General features: G+C 45.1%; 18 protein-coding genes and 1 pseudogene. 10 read left to right on the top strand and 9 right to left on the bottom strand.

Annotation, left to right across the window (positions count from 1 at the left end):
• Together tuf and rpsJ are read left to right on the top strand one after the other, a co-directional pair.
• A pseudogene (tuf, locus tag F6K51_RS31830) lies at positions 1 to 179 on the top strand (elongation factor Tu); the annotation flags it as partial.
• 104 nt (positions 180 to 283) lie between these two features.
• Positions 284 to 592, top strand: a complete 309-nt coding sequence (rpsJ, locus tag F6K51_RS31825; RefSeq protein WP_198954346.1) for a 30S ribosomal protein S10 — start codon at positions 284 to 286, stop codon at positions 590 to 592.
• A gap of 162 nt (positions 593 to 754) precedes the next feature.
• Here the strand turns inward: rpsJ and tnpA are convergent, their stop codons facing one another.
• Positions 755 to 1,006: an IS200/IS605 family transposase gene (tnpA, locus tag F6K51_RS38710; RefSeq protein WP_365940426.1), complete on the bottom strand. Its 252-nt coding sequence runs from the start codon at positions 1,004 to 1,006 to the stop codon at positions 755 to 757.
• A 97-nt stretch (positions 1,007 to 1,103) separates the two neighbouring features.
• Here tnpA and F6K51_RS31820 point away from each other — a divergent pair, with 97 nt between their 5' ends.
• From F6K51_RS31820 to F6K51_RS31805, 4 genes are all read left to right on the top strand, one after another.
• Positions 1,104 to 1,718, top strand: a complete 615-nt coding sequence (locus F6K51_RS31820; RefSeq protein WP_293028282.1) for a class I SAM-dependent methyltransferase — start codon at positions 1,104 to 1,106, stop codon at positions 1,716 to 1,718.
• Positions 1,719 to 1,725: 7 nt separating this feature from the next.
• Positions 1,726 to 2,757: an alpha/beta fold hydrolase gene (locus F6K51_RS31815; protein ID WP_293028277.1), complete on the top strand. Its 1,032-nt coding sequence runs from the start codon at positions 1,726 to 1,728 to the stop codon at positions 2,755 to 2,757.
• 113 nt (positions 2,758 to 2,870) lie between these two features.
• Positions 2,871 to 3,074, top strand: a complete 204-nt coding sequence (locus F6K51_RS31810; RefSeq protein ID WP_293028273.1) for a hypothetical protein — start codon at positions 2,871 to 2,873, stop codon at positions 3,072 to 3,074.
• A 21-nt stretch (positions 3,075 to 3,095) separates the two neighbouring features.
• Entirely contained in the window at positions 3,096 to 3,218 is a 123-nt protein-coding gene (locus F6K51_RS31805) for a hypothetical protein (protein WP_293028270.1), read from the top strand.
• 245 nt (positions 3,219 to 3,463) lie between these two features.
• Here the strand turns inward: F6K51_RS31805 and F6K51_RS31800 are convergent, their stop codons facing one another.
• Positions 3,464 to 4,777, bottom strand: coding sequence for an acetyl ornithine aminotransferase family protein (locus F6K51_RS31800; protein ID WP_293028267.1), 1,314 nt, complete (start codon positions 4,775 to 4,777; stop codon positions 3,464 to 3,466).
• Positions 4,778 to 5,142: 365 nt separating this feature from the next.
• Here F6K51_RS31800 and F6K51_RS31795 point away from each other — a divergent pair, with 365 nt between their 5' ends.
• On the top strand, positions 5,143 to 5,385 hold the full coding sequence (locus F6K51_RS31795; RefSeq protein ID WP_293028263.1) for a hypothetical protein: 243 nt from the start codon (positions 5,143 to 5,145) through the stop codon (positions 5,383 to 5,385).
• Between the two features lie 177 nt (positions 5,386 to 5,562).
• On the opposite strand, the gene F6K51_RS31790 is transcribed toward F6K51_RS31795, so the two are convergent.
• Positions 5,563 to 5,685 carry a hypothetical protein gene (locus F6K51_RS31790; protein WP_293028259.1) on the bottom strand — a complete coding sequence of 41 codons (123 nt, stop codon included), beginning with the start codon at positions 5,683 to 5,685 and terminating at the stop codon, positions 5,563 to 5,565.
• A 198-nt stretch (positions 5,686 to 5,883) separates the two neighbouring features.
• On the opposite strand from F6K51_RS31790, the gene F6K51_RS31785 reads away from it, so the two are divergent.
• Entirely contained in the window at positions 5,884 to 6,192 is a 309-nt protein-coding gene (locus tag F6K51_RS31785; RefSeq protein ID WP_198954229.1) for an SCO5389 family protein, read from the top strand.
• A 432-nt stretch (positions 6,193 to 6,624) separates the two neighbouring features.
• On the opposite strand, the gene F6K51_RS31780 is transcribed toward F6K51_RS31785, so the two are convergent.
• Both F6K51_RS31780 and F6K51_RS31775 read right to left on the bottom strand, forming a co-directional pair.
• Positions 6,625 to 6,801: a type II toxin-antitoxin system HicB family antitoxin gene (locus F6K51_RS31780; RefSeq protein ID WP_293028253.1), complete on the bottom strand. Its 177-nt coding sequence runs from the start codon at positions 6,799 to 6,801 to the stop codon at positions 6,625 to 6,627.
• A 101-nt stretch (positions 6,802 to 6,902) separates the two neighbouring features.
• Complete coding sequence (locus F6K51_RS31775; RefSeq protein ID WP_293028285.1) at positions 6,903 to 8,624, bottom strand: SLBB domain-containing protein; 1,722 nt, start codon at positions 8,622 to 8,624, stop codon at positions 6,903 to 6,905.
• Between the two features lie 1,077 nt (positions 8,625 to 9,701).
• Here F6K51_RS31775 and F6K51_RS31770 point away from each other — a divergent pair.
• Positions 9,702 to 10,667 carry a GDP-mannose 4,6-dehydratase gene (locus F6K51_RS31770; protein ID WP_293028250.1) on the top strand — a complete coding sequence of 322 codons (966 nt, stop codon included), beginning with the start codon at positions 9,702 to 9,704 and terminating at the stop codon, positions 10,665 to 10,667.
• A gap of 151 nt (positions 10,668 to 10,818) precedes the next feature.
• Here F6K51_RS31770 and F6K51_RS31765 read toward each other — a convergent pair whose 3' ends face one another.
• Complete coding sequence (locus F6K51_RS31765) at positions 10,819 to 12,303, bottom strand: peptidoglycan DD-metalloendopeptidase family protein (protein WP_293028247.1); 1,485 nt, start codon at positions 12,301 to 12,303, stop codon at positions 10,819 to 10,821.
• Positions 12,304 to 12,462: 159 nt separating this feature from the next.
• Here F6K51_RS31765 and F6K51_RS31760 point away from each other — a divergent pair, with 159 nt between their 5' ends.
• Positions 12,463 to 12,633 (top strand): hypothetical protein, encoded by a 171-nt coding sequence (locus F6K51_RS31760; RefSeq protein WP_293028244.1) that lies wholly within the window; start codon positions 12,463 to 12,465, stop codon positions 12,631 to 12,633.
• An 85-nt stretch (positions 12,634 to 12,718) separates the two neighbouring features.
• On the opposite strand, the gene F6K51_RS31755 is transcribed toward F6K51_RS31760, so the two are convergent.
• The 3 genes from F6K51_RS31755 to F6K51_RS31745 form a co-directional block, all read right to left on the bottom strand.
• On the bottom strand, positions 12,719 to 13,549 hold the full coding sequence (locus F6K51_RS31755) for a biotin--[acetyl-CoA-carboxylase] ligase (RefSeq protein WP_293028240.1): 831 nt from the start codon (positions 13,547 to 13,549) through the stop codon (positions 12,719 to 12,721).
• Between the two features lie 29 nt (positions 13,550 to 13,578).
• Entirely contained in the window at positions 13,579 to 14,295 is a 717-nt protein-coding gene (locus F6K51_RS31750; protein WP_293028237.1) for a hypothetical protein, read from the bottom strand.
• A 233-nt stretch (positions 14,296 to 14,528) separates the two neighbouring features.
• The coding region (locus tag F6K51_RS31745; RefSeq protein WP_293028234.1) for an FAD-dependent oxidoreductase at positions 14,529 to 15,575 on the bottom strand (1,047 nt) is incomplete at its 5' end.

The raw sequence follows: 15,575 nt of genomic DNA, 5'->3' as shown, positions 1-15,575 counted from the left end.
CTATTGATGCCTTTACTGCTGACGATGGCTCTACAGCTGAGATGGTGATGCCAGGCGATCGCATCAAAATGACGGTTAGCCTGATCAACCCCATTGCGATTGAACAAGGTATGCGCTTTGCTATCCGTGAAGGTGGTCGCACCATCGGCTCAGGTGTGGTCAGCAAGATTCTCGAATAGCAGTACTCTACTATAGAGTAGGAGCAGGGAAGTTCTAGCTTCTCTGCTCTTTATTCATGTTTATTTTACCTAAAAGAACCTAGAAAATTAAAAAAATGGCAACTATTCAACAGCAGAAAATTCGGATTCGACTAAAAGCCTTTGATCGACGCTTGCTGGACACCTCCTGTGAGAAGATTGTAGATACAGCAAACCGCACAAATGCTACAGCTATTGGCCCAATTCCCTTACCCACTCGACGTCGTATTTACTGTGTTTTGCGATCGCCTCACGTTGATAAAGATTCTCGGGAACACTTTGAAACACGCACCCACCAACGGATTATTGATATTTATCAGCCTTCTTCAAAGACTATTGATGCTCTGATGAAATTGGATTTACCTGCTGGAGTTGATATTGAAGTTAAGCTTTGATCAAAATGGCTCCTTATCCTAGGATTAAATCCGACAGGATTAATCCCTAGTATAGGAGCCAACGCTTTTTAATCTTGCTGGTTCATCTTGATTTTTACTATAAACTAATAGAGTCTCTAGGTTTGCTCTCCCACCTACGAAAGTAAAAGTATAGGCATGATTTCAGAAGTAAGGTTTCCAGTAATATTTTGCTAAGTAATCACCGTATTCAGACCTGATTCTACGAGCTGAGACAGACTTTAGGTTTTTGATTAACTGACCGAGTTCAAAGGTTGGGTGTGCTTCAAAAAGTAAATGAACATGATCACCTTCACCAGCAAACTCTAATAATGTGCATTGCCACTTGACCAGGAAATTTCGAAATATCTCCACAAGCGATTCCAACATCTCTTTAGTTAGACACTTGTGGCACAACAGCCGATAAAGGGAACTGAGCGGATGAGGCGGTGAGCAAATCGAAGTAGATGAGCATCCTATAAAAATGTCTAACTATTGATGTGGTGGGAGAAAAATGTCTGAGATACAACCAAACGAGTGGTTGAAGTGGATCTGTTCAAGTCAAAATTTTGATCAGCTACGTCAGAACTATGATCAATGGGCAGATCAGTATGAAGTAGATGTTGGTGGAGTATGGGAACCTGTTCCCATGACAGCGGCATTTATGCTAGCAGAGTATATGGACGACAAGCAGGGTGTAATCCTTGATGTCGGGGCTGGAACAGGTCTAGTTGGTGTTGCATTGGCTGGGTTGGGATTTGAACAGATGATAGGCATTGACATATCGCCTGCTATGTTAACCAAAGCGGCTGAAAAAGGCGTATATAGCTCCTTAGTTTGCTGCTCGATCGGCGATGAACGATTCAGAAACTTGGGAAGGGCAAGTGGCATCATTGCCACAGGAGTATTTGCCGAGAGCCATGCTGGACCAGGAGAACTGAGCACACTTCAAGACAGTATTGAGCCTGAAGGAATTTTAGTGTTCACAGCACGTCAGAGCTTTTTGCCTCAACTTCAGGAAGTCCTCGACCAACCAGAATGGACTCTTATCGATTCCAAGGTTATGCCGATTTACGACGACCCCATGTATCTTATAGCATCCAAAATTGGAAATACAACTAAATCGTAAATAAAAAATGAGTTCAGAATTGAAAAAACTCGAACAAGTTAACCAGGAACTGGCGAGGGTTCGTGAGATTAGTCACCGTGAATTGCTGGATATGAACGTGATTGAAGAAAGCCAAGAGTTGGTTCATCGAGTTGGTGCAACCAGCGAAGCTAAACAAAGGCTGCCCTTCACGAAGTTATATCTACCGATGGCTTTCACAGGCATTTTGGAGCCCAACAAGTCAGTTGATCAGACTCATCGTGCAATCCTGATTCTATTACCGGGTACAGGAACAACTTTTTCTGTTGCCGAGACACTATGTGATATTGCAGGAACCTTTCATGGGCGAAAAAGCAAGAACCGTGGACGTGGGCGAAAGAGCAACCAAAGTTTATTAACTGAATTACTGCCTGATGGTGAGACGTTCCGTGTAGCCTCTTTTCCAACTGACCTGCCCCTCAATGGTATGGGTTCAAATGCCCCCTTTGAGTTTGCCAGCGAACAGGGCCTTATAACCGTGATTCGCCACGTCCATCTTGTGTTATCACGCCTCTATCCTGACCGCCCAGTTTTTATTGCTGGACGCAGCCAAGGCGGTATAGCTGCCATACTTTATGCCCAGCATTATGATGATCTAGCCGGGGCAATTGCTGTCAATCCGCCCCATCCCGACCCAGAACTGTTTCAGTTTACTGTTCAATATTTGGAGGATAAAGCTAAAGTTCTGGCTGACCTTCTCCATGCCCCAGGTGTGACCCTACACGAGCGTAGCTGGGAAGCTTACAAGACTTTCACACCTGACTTTGACTATCCATCTAGACCATCCCTATCTCCAATCCTAACTTTGGTTAGCTTGGGTGATCCCTTCAACTTATTTCCCCAGTATGCCCATGCACTGAAGGCATTTGCAGAAAATGACGAAAAAAATCAGTTGCACATACTTGATGCAGGGCACAATCTTTGGGACAGGAAATCAGTAGAAACGTATCGAGAAGTCATTAATTTGCAGGCTCAATTTATGTTAAGCCAGATCAAATACAGCGATAACAACTATGACTGATAGTAAAATAATGCAAGTCGGTTAAGGTTCTTAATTCATAAAAGTTGGTTATTCAGTACCTTTTATGCTAAATTTCCAGTTAAAACACTCAGAAAGCTTACTGTACAAGTGAAATGATGCTATTTATAGCAGTCGAAGTAAAGTTTAAGACATCTTTTCCTCCCTGCTCCCTACTCCCTGCTCCCTTTCCAGCAAAAGACTATGTCCTAAACCATACTTCCCTTGGTATAACTAACAAAAAAAATTTCCTGAATACGGCCTCTTACCACTACTCCCTGCTCCCTGCTCCGAATTCCCTTTGCCAAAGTGTTTATTAGACCTCTTGCAAAAGTATTTTTATGATAGTGTTTGCGTCAATTATTGTCCACTATTCCCTATTCCCTGTTCCCTGTTCCCGACAACTGCCGGGAAGTCTAGTTATCATAACAAGTACGGAAGATCCATATTTGTTCCCTTATTAACATTACATTTATTAGTTATAAGCTGATGCGCATTTAAATTGCTTTTTATCTGTTCCCTATTCCCATATCCGCTGTTCCCTTTGAACAATTTAGGTATCCCAATCTAAATGCTGAACAGCTTAGCAGTTCTCATATTAATAAGGCACGCACATTAATAAGGCACGCACACCTATTTTTTCCCTGTTCCCTAAAATACCAAACTTGTGTACCTCACCTATTTGAGAATTGCTATATATTGACTTTTTTTATTTTCCCTCAAACAACTCAGTGAGGATCTCTAAAGCAACCTGAATCTGATCGCTATTGATGATCAGGGGTGGGCAAAACCGAATTGCTGCTTTACCGCAACCGACTAGCAATAAACCCTTATAGAAAGCCCCATCCACAATGCGATTTCGTAGGTCTGGGTCGAGATTTCCATCGGCATCGATTAGATCGATTGCCATCATTAAACCCTTCCCCCGTGGCAAGGAAACCTGGTCAAATCGCTGTGCCAGTTCAGTTAGACCTGCCTGCAATACCTCTCCCATCTGGTGAGCATTATCGATCAGTTCTGCTTGTAATAGTTCCAAGGTGACATTGGCAGCAGCACAAGCTACTGGATTGCCCCCAAAGGTTGCAGCATGGGAGCCAGGAGGCCAGGTCATTAGTTCCGGTCTAGACAGGATAGCACCCAGAGGTAGACCGCTGGCAATGCCTTTAGCCAGGGTAATAATGTCAGGCATCATACCCCAGTGTTCAATGGCAAAAAGTTTCCCAGTCCGCCCCATTCCCGACTGAATCTCATCTACAATCATCAGGATACCGTGGCGAGAGCAAATCTGGCGAATCCGCTCCAAGAAGCCATCGGACGGTACAATATAGCCGCCTTCCCCTTGAATTGGTTCGAGAACGATCGCAGCGACCTCCTCTGGTGGCAATACACTTGAGAAGAGTTTTTCTTCTAGATAATCAAGACTGGCATGGGTTCCATAGGGAATGTGTGTAACACCGGGAAGCAACGGTCCAAATCCTTGACGCTGCACGATTTTGGAACCTGTTAGAGACATCGCCCCATAGGTGCGCCCGTGAAATCCACCCTGGAAGGAAACTATTCGCGATCGCTTTGTATAGTAGCGGGCTAGTTTGATAGCACCTTCGATTGATTCTGCTCCAGAGTTGGTGAAACAAACACGGGCACGACCATCTCCTGACTCTGGAAAAGGGGCACGTACAGCTAGATTTTCCGCTAGTTTCACCATCGGTTCATAATAAAAATCAGTTCCCGATATATGTAGGAGATTAGCTGCTTGGTTCTGTATTGCCTGAACCACTTGAGGATGAGCATGACCAGTTGCAGTTACCGCAATTCCTGCAGTAAAGTCTAGAAAAACATTGCCGTCCACATCTTCGACCATACAGCCCTCACCTCTGGCAGCTGCTAACGGGTAGCTGCGAGTATAGGAGGGGGAACTCACGACGCGATCGCGTTCGATAAGCGCCCGGGCACGGGGTCCAGGCAAGGATGTTCTCAGTTGGGGAACCCGAGGCTGAGTGCGGTTGGTGGGAATGCTAAGCATTTAAGTAATCATTTTCAATGGGTAACAGAGCAATTATATTGGACTTTGGACAAAAAGGGGAGCTAGTTAGCGAGTGTTATTAGCTAACTAGCTCCCAAAAGAAGGGGCGACAGAAATGAGAAGATTTATAGCAGCTTCTCCAAACCGATTTCAATCCACATCCATTAGCTGATTCCCCAAAACAACCAGCGCTATTCGCATCTTATTTTGAAATGTCTACTGGATACGTGAGCGGTTACTGGCTATACGAGATCAGCACAGATAATCCAACATGGCTCGATTCCTCCCTAAAACCAGTTCTGAATAGAGCGCAAGCTCATCAACTTCAATAAAAATTCAACACTTTAATACAAAGAATCTGACCTATGCAAATTACAATCGACCTACCCCCAGATCTCGAACAAGACCTCATCCGCCAAGCGGTTGAATCAAATGTCGGGATCCAAACCCTTGTTCTCCAAGCGTTACGCCAGCTAATCCAAACAGCACCTAGCTCTATTTCCCAGTGGTCGGATGTCGTCCTGTCTTATGAAGGAATTCCTGATTTCCCGGCTTTCGAGTCCTATCGTGATCAACTCCTGCCACCTCGTGAACCGGAATTATTCTGATGCGATACCTTCTCGATACTTGCGTGATCAGCGACTTTATTAAAGGTGAAACTGGTTTACAGACCGAAAACTGGCGGCAGCTATAAACATGCTGGAGTGGAAGGGGGGGAGTTTTTGATCGAGTTTCAGTGAGATATTCCCCAAGTAGCGGAGAGTTTGGCTGCATTGCAAGTTGGTTTACTGGCGCATCATCTTTTTGGTACTAGGATGGCGTGCGATCGCTTTTAGCGGAAGCTGAGGCCTTTGGCCACGCTTCGCGAACGCTTCATCGCGTAGCGTAGCCCTTCGGGCTAATCGCATTCTCCCAACACTGACCAAGCCCACTCGCATAGCATAGTACGTCTCTAATCGTCTGCATCGTAATATTTCTTTACTAAAAATGATTATTATGAACAATAATAATCATTATCACCATATACTGTTCCCTGGGAGGTTCAGCCAACTAAGTGTGAACCTCTGATAACTATTTTGTTCATTAGGGATATTCAGGAAAAGCCTATGTCACTGAACATTACTCCAGAGCTTTTGAAGCAGGCACAGGAGGGTGAGGTTAATCAAGAAGCTTTTATTGACAGCATCAGGCAATCGTTACCTTATGCCTTTGGAGTTGTGGAAGACCTGGCCAAGCAATTGGCACAGGGTGAAGCGGAATGGGTAGAGCATTCGGTACCACCACCAACTGAGCAAGATCGAGCCCAGCTATTGCGGATGATAGGTGGGGATGCGATTCGTGGTGCAGTCGAACGTTATTTTGGGATCAAGTTAGCCTTTCAAAACTGCCACAAAACCGCTATATTTCGTCCATAAGCCTTAGAATCACCTGCTTATCAGGACTTTATTTCTATCCGCAGTCAAATTCTGAACTAGACACCAGAACTGATCGATTGTTAAAACTTAGCCAGAGGCTCTAGCTACTAGAGCCTCTGGTTAAAATAGATATTATTAAATAATAACCTCGCAAGTCACAGAACCGATACTTTTTAGCTACCAAAGTCTACCAATATAAACTTTAGCCCGCCAATGCAAGCTGATTCGAACGCCAGGGGGTATCTCCCAAAGCACGAAGAAATATTCCTCGTGCGCCGTTAAATTTCTAGAACCAGATCCAATGTCACTACAAAACCCTTGGTTTTCGGGAAATTTTAATTAAGACAAGGTCGTGGCACTAATATCATAGTTAAATTATAGCAAATTACTTGAGGCTTTGGCAACCTTTGTGATACTTTTACCTACTGTCCACTAACCTTCCGGCAGCTCAAGGGGTGCAGGTTCAAGGTAGAGCTGAATGCCAATACGAATATTTTCTATTGCTTCTACTTTCGTTTCACCACAGGAAGTACAACCAGGAAGTTCGGGGCACCAAGCTGCCCAGTCTCCGTTAACTAGATCAGGCTCAAGAATGACTCTCCATTTCATCAGACTTCTCTCTAAACTCAGTATTCAAATACTAATGTGATCTAAAGGATCAGCGATCAAGAAATAAGCTGAATGCTTAATACTGATCGCTGACAGCTAAACTAGAATAGAAGATTAAATAATCTAATTGGTAATTCAATTAGGGAGAAAATACCACTAGCAGGTCTCGAAATCCTTTCGACATTGTCCGCAGTTGTTGCTGCACCATCCCGTTTAACAATAATCACATCATTAGGCTGCAAGGTCGGATTAGTTTCCTCGTTAACTGGAGCAGTAAAATCGATTTCAATTTCTCTTTTTTCAACTGTGCCATTGCGATTCAGGCGAACTAATTCAACAGAACCCTTTTCAGCACGAACGTCATCAAATCCCCCAGCGGCAAGCAAGGCTTCATTCAAAGGAGCATTGGGCTTGACTTCGATATTACCAGGTTGTTTAACTTGACCAACCACATTGACCGGGATAGCAGCAGCAGAAAGGTTGGAATCTGCTAATGCCAATGCTACCTCTGGAGCAATTTCGTCAGCTTTGGTGACAAGAATTGTATCTCCCTCCTTTAAGAGGATATCCTGAGTTAGGTCACCCTGTCGCAACAATTGCCAAAAATCCAAGGCAATTTCTTGTTGTGTACCCCCTTGGGTCAAACGTCGCACTTTAACCTGGCGAACATTAGCGTCTTGGGTAATGCCTCCAGCGATCGCGATCGCTTGAGTTACAGTTGGTGGTGCATTGGTGCTACGGATATCAGCACTACCGATGTTAATGTTATTATTACCCAGAGTTTCTCCCTTGACCACATAAGCTCCTGGGTTAACCACTTCCCCTACCACAGCCACTTGAATCGGACGGCTGGCATTAGCTGCAAAACTGGCATTGGACAATAGACGGGTTTGCTCTGGGTTGATAGCAGTAGTAGTTCGGAGCAAGATTTCATCCCCATCCCGCAAGGTAACATCCTGCCTGATATCACTTCTATTAATCAATTGCTGGAGATTGATATAATAAGTATTGCGCTGCCCAGAGCCTTCAAGACGCCGAAGTTCTACTTGCTTAACGTCTGCTGTTAGGGTAGCCCCCCCAGCCAAATTAATCGCTTGAGTCAGGGAGGGAAATTGCTGTCCTTCATTCAGACCCATGGTGTAGGCTCCAGGGCGACTCACTTCCCCAGCCACGGAAATTTTTAAAGGACGGGGTTTCACCAGACTCAAGGAAACTACTGGGCGTTTGATGTAAACTGAAAAGGCACTGGTGACGAGTTCGCTAGCTTGATCGAGAGTTTTTCCCCTTACAAATACACTACCAATCAAGGGTAAGTTAAGGGAACCGTTCACCAGTACTTGATACTGACCACTGTATTCATCAACATCAAAGATATTCAGGGTAAGAACATCTCCAGCATCAAGGGTATAAGCTCTGTCTGGTGGTAAAGAGTTACGCACAGGGGGTGTGGCTGCTGATACCGTGTTACTCTGATTCACCTTAATGAAGTCAGCAATGGATGGTGGAGCTGGTGCCTCGCTCGGGGATGGTGGAGCTGGTACCTGGCTCGGGGATGTTGAAGCTGGTACCTTGATTGAAGGAATTTGAGCTAGGGTAGGTGTAGGTAGGGTAATAGCGGAAACCACCAGTAAGCTTACACCCACAACTGGTCTAGTCAATCGTGGTGTAATACTGTGATTCTTAGCAATTTCGCTTAATATCTCTTGGGGTCTTTTTTTCCCTAGGTTAACTGTATTGATCATAAACATATTGACTCTTGCTAGATAAAGACACACTAAATTGTGCAGAAAATCCGGAATATGTTGTGACTCAAGCCACCTCACCAATGTGTTTAGGGTTGTTTAGGCTTCGTTGACGCTTTCTTTGGCCTGTCATTTGTAATTGGTTATTGGTTATTGGTGAGCTTGATCTGGTCTAGGGTTTCATCCCTTCATCGGCAAGCTATAGGTAAAGCGCACTCACTACTATGACGTCTCTGATTGTGGTTGGGATTTGATAACAATTGACAACTGACAATTGGTGAACACATAGATTAGCCTGGTAGAGCAACATTGTTAAAGAGCCGTTATCGGTTTGTTCTACTTAGAGGATACTCGTAGCTGGAAAGTTCCCTATCTGAGCAACTGCTGCTATAAGTTATTAGTCATACTTAATTCTTAATACCCACATAATAGCACTGACACCAATCTGTTACCCTTTGCCAACTCTAAGTCAGCAGGTTATACTTGACTAGTAGTTTGCTATTCATCAAGACAGAAGGGGGTCTTATTTTTTTTTTGACGATTTAAAATAGAACAAAAGTTATTTAATAACACAATAGATTTAGCTGCAGTTGTCGTGAACAGGTAACAGGTACTAATACTTGATTAAAACAGCATCAAGAAAATATTTTTTCAACAAGAGTTATTATTAAAATAATAATTATAAGTTATGCTATAATAGTTTTCTTTACCTAGGTAATCAACTAAATCCTATCTATATTTAGAGCTGGCCTCGCGTTTAGATATTGCCAACACTAACCTTAATCTTTCACTCATAATCTCCCTATTTATATCTATCCCTATTTATCCATACGGAGGTTTGCATAACTATCAAGTACACAGGATTTTCTCCTTCTTCCCTCTTCCCTGCTCCCTGCTCCCTGCTCCCTGCTCCCTGCTCCCTGCTCCCTAAAACCCAAGAATTTGTACCTGACTGAATTGCAAACCGCTGTCAATGAATTAGCATTAGCCATACTTTAACGACAATCTAGGATGATTACCTGAATTTAAAAGACTGTCGCTCAGGGCTATCAATTAGCATTCTTGTTCTTTATTATAGTGTACAATTCGATTCGTGATATCTAACATGGATAGTTAATATTATCATGACATGAATCGTTTATTTCCTGAGAAAAGTTAATGAAAAAGGCACTGGTTTGTGGAGTATCTGGTCAAGATGGAGCCTATTTAGCGAAATTGCTCTTAGACAAAGGCTATACTGTCTGTGGCACGTCACGGGATGCTCAAATGTCCTCCTTTAGTAACTTGGTGTATTTGGGTATCCGAGACCAAGTTAAGTTGGAATCAATGACACTCACGGATTTTCGCAGTGTCTTGCAAGTGCTGACAAAATTCCAACCCTATGAAGTCTACAACTTGGCGGGGCAAAGCTCAGTGGGTTTGTCTTTTGGACAACCGGTAGAAACCCTAGAAAGCATAGCGACTGGCACGATTAATTTACTAGAGGCAATTCGCTTTACTGGTGCTCCCATTAAACTCTATAACGCTGGTTCTAGTGAGTGCTTTGGGGATACAGGAGAACAAGCAGCTGATGAACAGACTCCCTTTCGTCCCAGAAGTCCCTATGGTGTTGCTAAAGCAGCAGCGTTTTGGGAAGTAGCTAACTACCGTGAAGCCTATGGGTTATTTGCCTGCTCTGGTATTTTATTTAATCATGAGTCTCCCCTACGACCAGAACGATTTGTGACCCAAAAAATTGTTAGTGCTGCTTGTCGGATTGCTAACGGTAGTCAAGAGAAGCTTCGTTTGGGCAATATGGCAATTAAGCGTGACTGGGGTTGGGCTCCTGAATATGTTGAAGGAATGTATTTAATGCTACAGCAAGACCAGCCAGATGATTATGTAATAGCGACAGGGGAGAGTTATAAATTAGAAGATTTCGTGGCAACGGCGTTTGCTACAGTTGACTTGGACTGGCAAGACCATGTGGTGACCGATAGCAGCTTGTTCCGACCAACTGATTTGGCTTTAGGGAAATCTAACCCAGCTAAGGCAAGGGATAAGTTAGGCTGGCAAGCCCAATACAAAATGCCGGATGTGGTGCGAATGATGGTGGAAGCTCGGTTGGAGAGTTTGTCTGAGTGAAGGCTTGCATGGTTGGATGCAAAGGGTAAAGGGTAAAGGGTGAAAAGGGACTGGGGACTGAGACGGTGATATAACTGGTGCTGCTGATATAACTCTGTCCCCATTACCCCATCACCCCATCACTGCATCACCCCATAACCCTATCACCAGCCTAAAATCCTCGTAGGGAAAAGGAGGTATTTTGGGCTACCTGTAAGGCTTGGACTAGTTGACCTAAAGAATATTTCAAATGGGAGCCAGCATCCACTGCTACCCAGCCTTGGGGAGTGGCATGCCGCCATTCAAAGTGTAGGTGGGGACCAGTAGAATTACCGGTGCTGCCAACGCGGCCAATTACAGTTCCTTTTTGTACCCATTCCCCAGGTTGGACGAAGATTTCTGATAGGTGAGCGTAGCGGCTTTCTTGGGTACCTTCCTCATGGCGCACCATAACGGTCAAACCGTAGCCACCTAAGAAGTCAGCTGTTACTACTTCACCATCAGCGGCAGCAACAACTGGAGTACCTAGGGGTGCTGCTATATCTGTACCAGCGTGGAAACGGCGATTACCGGAAATCGGATGAATCCGCCAGCCGAATAGGGAGCTAATGGCAGAAGGAATGGTTACGGGGAACACAAAGCTGGATTGCCTGAAATTGGCCAATCCTGAGGGTCGTTGGGTGAGATTGTAGTAGGCTAAGGCTGTAGGAAGTTTCCTTACAGACCGATTCCTCCGAGCAACGCTAATCCCACGAGGAACCCATTTAGCTGGACGAGTTTTGGCAGGTTTGACCCGATTAAATCTGACCGGTTGAACTGAATTATATCTGACTGGTCGAACGGGATTATATCTAGCAGTTTGAGTACTAATTACTCGTGGTCTGGGTAATTGAGTTACTCTACCGTTCCGTCTACCTCCAGTGATAGCAATTGGTTGACGCCTCGGGGCAACACCACAATTCCCCCTGAGTTGCCCATTTCTGGCTACGGTGCGACAACCCCTTGACCGTTCAGTTAAGACAACTGCCGAGGGGGGAGTGTACCGTTTAGTGGCACCAACATTGTAGTTTGTGCGGTCAATATAGCTATTTTTAGCAGCGGTTTTTGGAACACTAGGCTGTAATGCTACTGGATTGAGCTTGACTTTTGGTGGCTTGGCGACAGTGGCTTTAGCTGGTACAGAGAATTGGGTTCTACGCTGTACTGGTTTGACTGCGATCGCTTTTGTCCGGACAGATTTCCTAGCTGGTGGAGCAATCGGTTTCTTGACCTTGATAGCCACGGAGGGAGCTACTGATTTCCGGGCAGCTTTTGGTGCTCGTGGGGCAATGGGTTTAGTGACCTTGGTTGCTGCTACTGGTATGACAGCAGCTTTTGCTGGAGCTGGTTTTGCCACTGGCACAGCTGGCACCGGAAAGGAGCTTGGGGGTGTAGGTTTAGGCAAAGCAGCAATAAGAGTTGGATCAAATGCTGCTTCCGTTATAGATTTGGTAGTGGTGTTGACTGATACAGCTTCTATGGGTGACTGAGTTTTTGCCACAACCATACCGCTGCTGAGGACACCAATACTACTCATCACACTCAGTCCATGGATGAGTTTTGGGCATCGGTAGAAAATGCTATACAGGGTGCTACCAGGGGAGTTTTCTTTGGTCATTTACGACTCACTAAAAATAATTACTACACAGTTATACTCGCGCTTGTTAGCTATCAGCCATAATTCCGGCCTTGCGTCAGTCTTCGAATGAATAGGAGTAGAGTGGGCATCCTGCCCGCCCGAAAATTGTAACGGGCCAGATGCCCATGCCACGGCCAGATGCCCATTCCACGGCCAGATGCCCATGCCACGGCCAGATGCCCATTCCACGGCCAGATGCCCATGCCACGGCCAGATGCCCATTCCACAGGTGCGACCGTTGGCGAATTAAATTCGCCACGGGTCGCACCGCCAGGAACGGGCAAGATGCCCATTCCACAAAACTCTTAAAATCATTCCATTATTAAGCAACGCCATAATTCCTGTTTTGTTGATTAGTTGATGCTTAACATTTGACCCTTAACCGTAATAGTTCTCAACAACTACGATAGCCAAGACTGATTGTACCGGGCTTGAGCAAAATTTCTTTTGGGGTCGGAGTATCGTGTAGATGCACTCGCAGTTCGCCCCTAGGGGTTACCCCTGTTATGATGCCTGGATTTCCTTCTACCATGACTTGGCTTCCTTGATAATTGAATAGCGCTAGATATCGTGGTAGCAAACTATTCATTCCTTCCTCTGACCAGAGTTGATATCCGGACAGTAGTCCTTGTAAAACAATGGCAGCCAGCATTTCTATAGAAGTCACAGTGGGAGAGGGCTCGGGTTGCCAAAATGAGCACAAATTGATGCCAGATTCCGGCACCTCATTGCTCCAGTTGATTCCGACACCCACGACTGCTTTGGTAATTTGACCCTGTTGCACACGGGTTTGTGTTAGAATACCTCCAAGTTTGCGTCCCTTAAGCAGTAGGTCATTGGGCCACTTCAGAGACACTGGCATAGCGTAAGCTCTCAAGGCTGTAGCAATTCCCCAAGCACTACACATGGTTAGCTGGGCGCTGTCCAATGCCTGTAACTTGGGAGCTAAAGCTAAGGATAAGTAGAGTCCACCTTTTGGAGATTGCCATTGTCGTCCCCACTGTCCCCGCCCTGCTGTCTGTTGCCCAGCAATAACCATCGAGGGAACTGTTGCACCTTGGTTGAGCAATTCCCAAAGGGTTTGGTTGGTGGATGGGAGAGTGTCAAATACCTGTAGGGGAATTGGTGAGAATTTCCCCATGCCTGGGGAGTTGAGGGGCAACTGTTCCCTTACTGCTTCCAGAGCAATTTCAAACGCTTGTTGATTAAATGAGCTTGTATTCATTTAAATGATAAGCTCACGTAAATGATTGTCTAGGGTGAAGGACATTTATCTCGGCAATAGACTTCTAGAGATTTAATTGTCGCTGAGTCGCGATAGTTCTGGGTTTGGTTATATTCTTTCAATGGTGAAGCATAAAGGCCAGAAAACTGATTCTTAGTATCATTGACGTTTACTCCGATGCGGAAGGCTATATCTTGTGATAGGTTGGCAAAATTGACGTATTCCCTAGACTCGCTGGCATAGTTAAAGGACAAGGTAGCGTCACCGTAGGCTTCCTCAGCTAGTTTTAGGGGTGTGCCAGGGCCAACACCTTTGCTGGTGCGATAGTTAGGATTTGTGGTGAATAACGCTTCCATTACGGTTGAATTACCCATAGGTGTTCCCATCGGGTAAAGAATATAGTATTGGGGTTGTCCTGATTGGATAACTGCGATCGCATCGAAACCGACAATAAACGGTGACTTCACCTCAAATTTTGCTTTATCCCCTAGGGATTGTTTTAGCTGTCCCAAAGTCATTCCCAACTTAGCCGGTCCAATTCCTTTAGCAGAGATAGTAAAGGCATCTGATGCCGGAGGAGACAGTTTGGCTGTGGGCTTTGAACTGCCAGATTTAGATGTGTCCTCTAAATTAGGCGGGGTTGGCATCGGTTGGGGACTTGTTGTTGTCTTAGGTGGTGGAGTCGGCGACTCGCCACAGCTCATCAGCACCATCAGCAAACTCGTGATTAACCATCGAGATTTCATCAAAAATTCACGGCTGGATACTCCCCTGACACCCCATTGGGGTTAAACGTGAGAGGTTGCGCCGCGCCTCCTACAAAGATCAGTTCATGAACATTCAACCTATATATTTTAATTGATCGGTGTTTTTTGAAGATTGACGGTTAACTGTGAAATGTCAAGATTAACTCTCAACAAAAACAATAGGTGCGCTCTTACCATTAAGAATTAAATTCGCGTGATTGTCGCACCTCTAGCTATTTTCCTGACTCAATAACTTCTTTGAGAATTAGTTGTGCTGTAGCCGGAGCGAGGAGTACACCATTGCGATAATGACCTGTTGCTAACCAAACATTATTGTAACCAGGCAGTTGACCAATGACAGGGGCAGGTCGTCCTTCTGGACGAGGGCGTAACCCGTACCATGTGTGGATAATCTCTGCTGTGGCTAGAGGAGGGCAATATGCGATCGCATTCTGTCTGACCACCTCCAGTAACCCTGGTTGTGCTTCTACATTACCTGCATCATCGGGAAACTCAACTGTTGCGCCCACCCAGTAGTCTTGCTTACCCACTGGCAAAATATGAACATCATCACGAGTAATCACCGGCTGAAAATCTTCATATCCCATTGGCTGAGGGAGCCGCAATTTTAAGGCTTGTCCCAGTACTGGTTTGAGACTCAGAGGCAGATCTTGACTAACTTGCCTGTCTGGTGCTTGGAGCATCTTAATCAACCCAGATGAACCTAACCCAGCAGCCACTACTAGGCAATCTATCTCTAGGGTTCCAGCATCCGTATAGATTTGGGAGCAATTGAGAGAATTGTTGAGATCTGAACCTATGGATTCAAATGCTTTAATTGTGATTCCAAAATTAAACCTAACCCCATTGGCCTCAGCACCAGCTACTAATACTTGAGTTAGGATAGTTGGATCAATTTGTAGGTCTTGGGGAGAATAGATTCCAGCAATAAATTTATCTTGACTTAGCTGAGGACAACGATGCTTGACTTGGGGAACATCCCAAATTTCTAATTGCCAACCTTGGGTGAGGCGAGTTTGTAATAGTTTTTCCCAAGACGCTAAGTCTTCTCCAGGCAAACACAGCTTCAAGATACCGTTGCGATTGACTGGAATCTGGTATCCCGTGAGTGCCTCTAATTCAGGAATCAGGCTCTGATAGCGCTGGATACTGGCTTGGCGCAGCTGCCACGCCCTACCCTTGACTTTCTTACTAATGGCACCCATCAGTACCCCTAAAGCAGCACCAGTAGAGCCTTGTGCTGGCATATGCTGGTCGAG

The sequence above is a fragment of the Moorena sp. SIO3I8 genome, assembly GCF_010692325.1.
Lineage (GTDB): Bacteria > Cyanobacteriota > Cyanobacteriia > Cyanobacteriales > Coleofasciculaceae > Moorena.
Note: the sequence above shows the minus strand (reverse complement) of the source record. Positions and strands in the feature narration are given on the sequence as shown.

Excerpts from the sequence above, each read along its gene's own strand:
- F6K51_RS31755 (WP_293028240.1), bottom strand. The coding sequence starts at position 13,549 with ATGAATACAAGCTCATTTAATCAACAAGCGTTTGAAATTGCTCTGGAA.
- F6K51_RS31765 (WP_293028247.1), bottom strand. The coding sequence starts at position 12,303 with ATGACCAAAGAAAACTCCCCTGGTAGCACCCTGTATAGCATTTTCTAC.
- F6K51_RS31800 (WP_293028267.1), bottom strand. The coding sequence starts at position 4,777 with ATGCTTAGCATTCCCACCAACCGCACTCAGCCTCGGGTTCCCCAACTG.
- F6K51_RS31760 (WP_293028244.1), top strand. The coding sequence starts at position 12,463 with ATGCCCATTCCACGGCCAGATGCCCATGCCACGGCCAGATGCCCATTC.
- F6K51_RS31785 (WP_198954229.1), top strand. The coding sequence starts at position 5,884 with ATGTCACTGAACATTACTCCAGAGCTTTTGAAGCAGGCACAGGAGGGT.
- F6K51_RS31810 (WP_293028273.1), top strand. The coding sequence starts at position 2,871 with ATGATGCTATTTATAGCAGTCGAAGTAAAGTTTAAGACATCTTTTCCT.
- F6K51_RS31780 (WP_293028253.1), bottom strand. The coding sequence starts at position 6,801 with ATGAAATGGAGAGTCATTCTTGAGCCTGATCTAGTTAACGGAGACTGG.
- F6K51_RS31805 (WP_293028270.1), top strand. The coding sequence starts at position 3,096 with ATGATAGTGTTTGCGTCAATTATTGTCCACTATTCCCTATTCCCTGTT.
- F6K51_RS31795 (WP_293028263.1), top strand. The coding sequence starts at position 5,143 with ATGCAAATTACAATCGACCTACCCCCAGATCTCGAACAAGACCTCATC.
- F6K51_RS31770 (WP_293028250.1), top strand. The coding sequence starts at position 9,702 with ATGAAAAAGGCACTGGTTTGTGGAGTATCTGGTCAAGATGGAGCCTAT.
- F6K51_RS31750 (WP_293028237.1), bottom strand. The coding sequence starts at position 14,295 with ATGAAATCTCGATGGTTAATCACGAGTTTGCTGATGGTGCTGATGAGC.
- F6K51_RS31790 (WP_293028259.1), bottom strand. The coding sequence starts at position 5,685 with ATGCGATTAGCCCGAAGGGCTACGCTACGCGATGAAGCGTTCGCGAAG.
- F6K51_RS31815 (WP_293028277.1), top strand. The coding sequence starts at position 1,726 with ATGAGTTCAGAATTGAAAAAACTCGAACAAGTTAACCAGGAACTGGCG.
- F6K51_RS31820 (WP_293028282.1), top strand. The coding sequence starts at position 1,104 with ATGTCTGAGATACAACCAAACGAGTGGTTGAAGTGGATCTGTTCAAGT.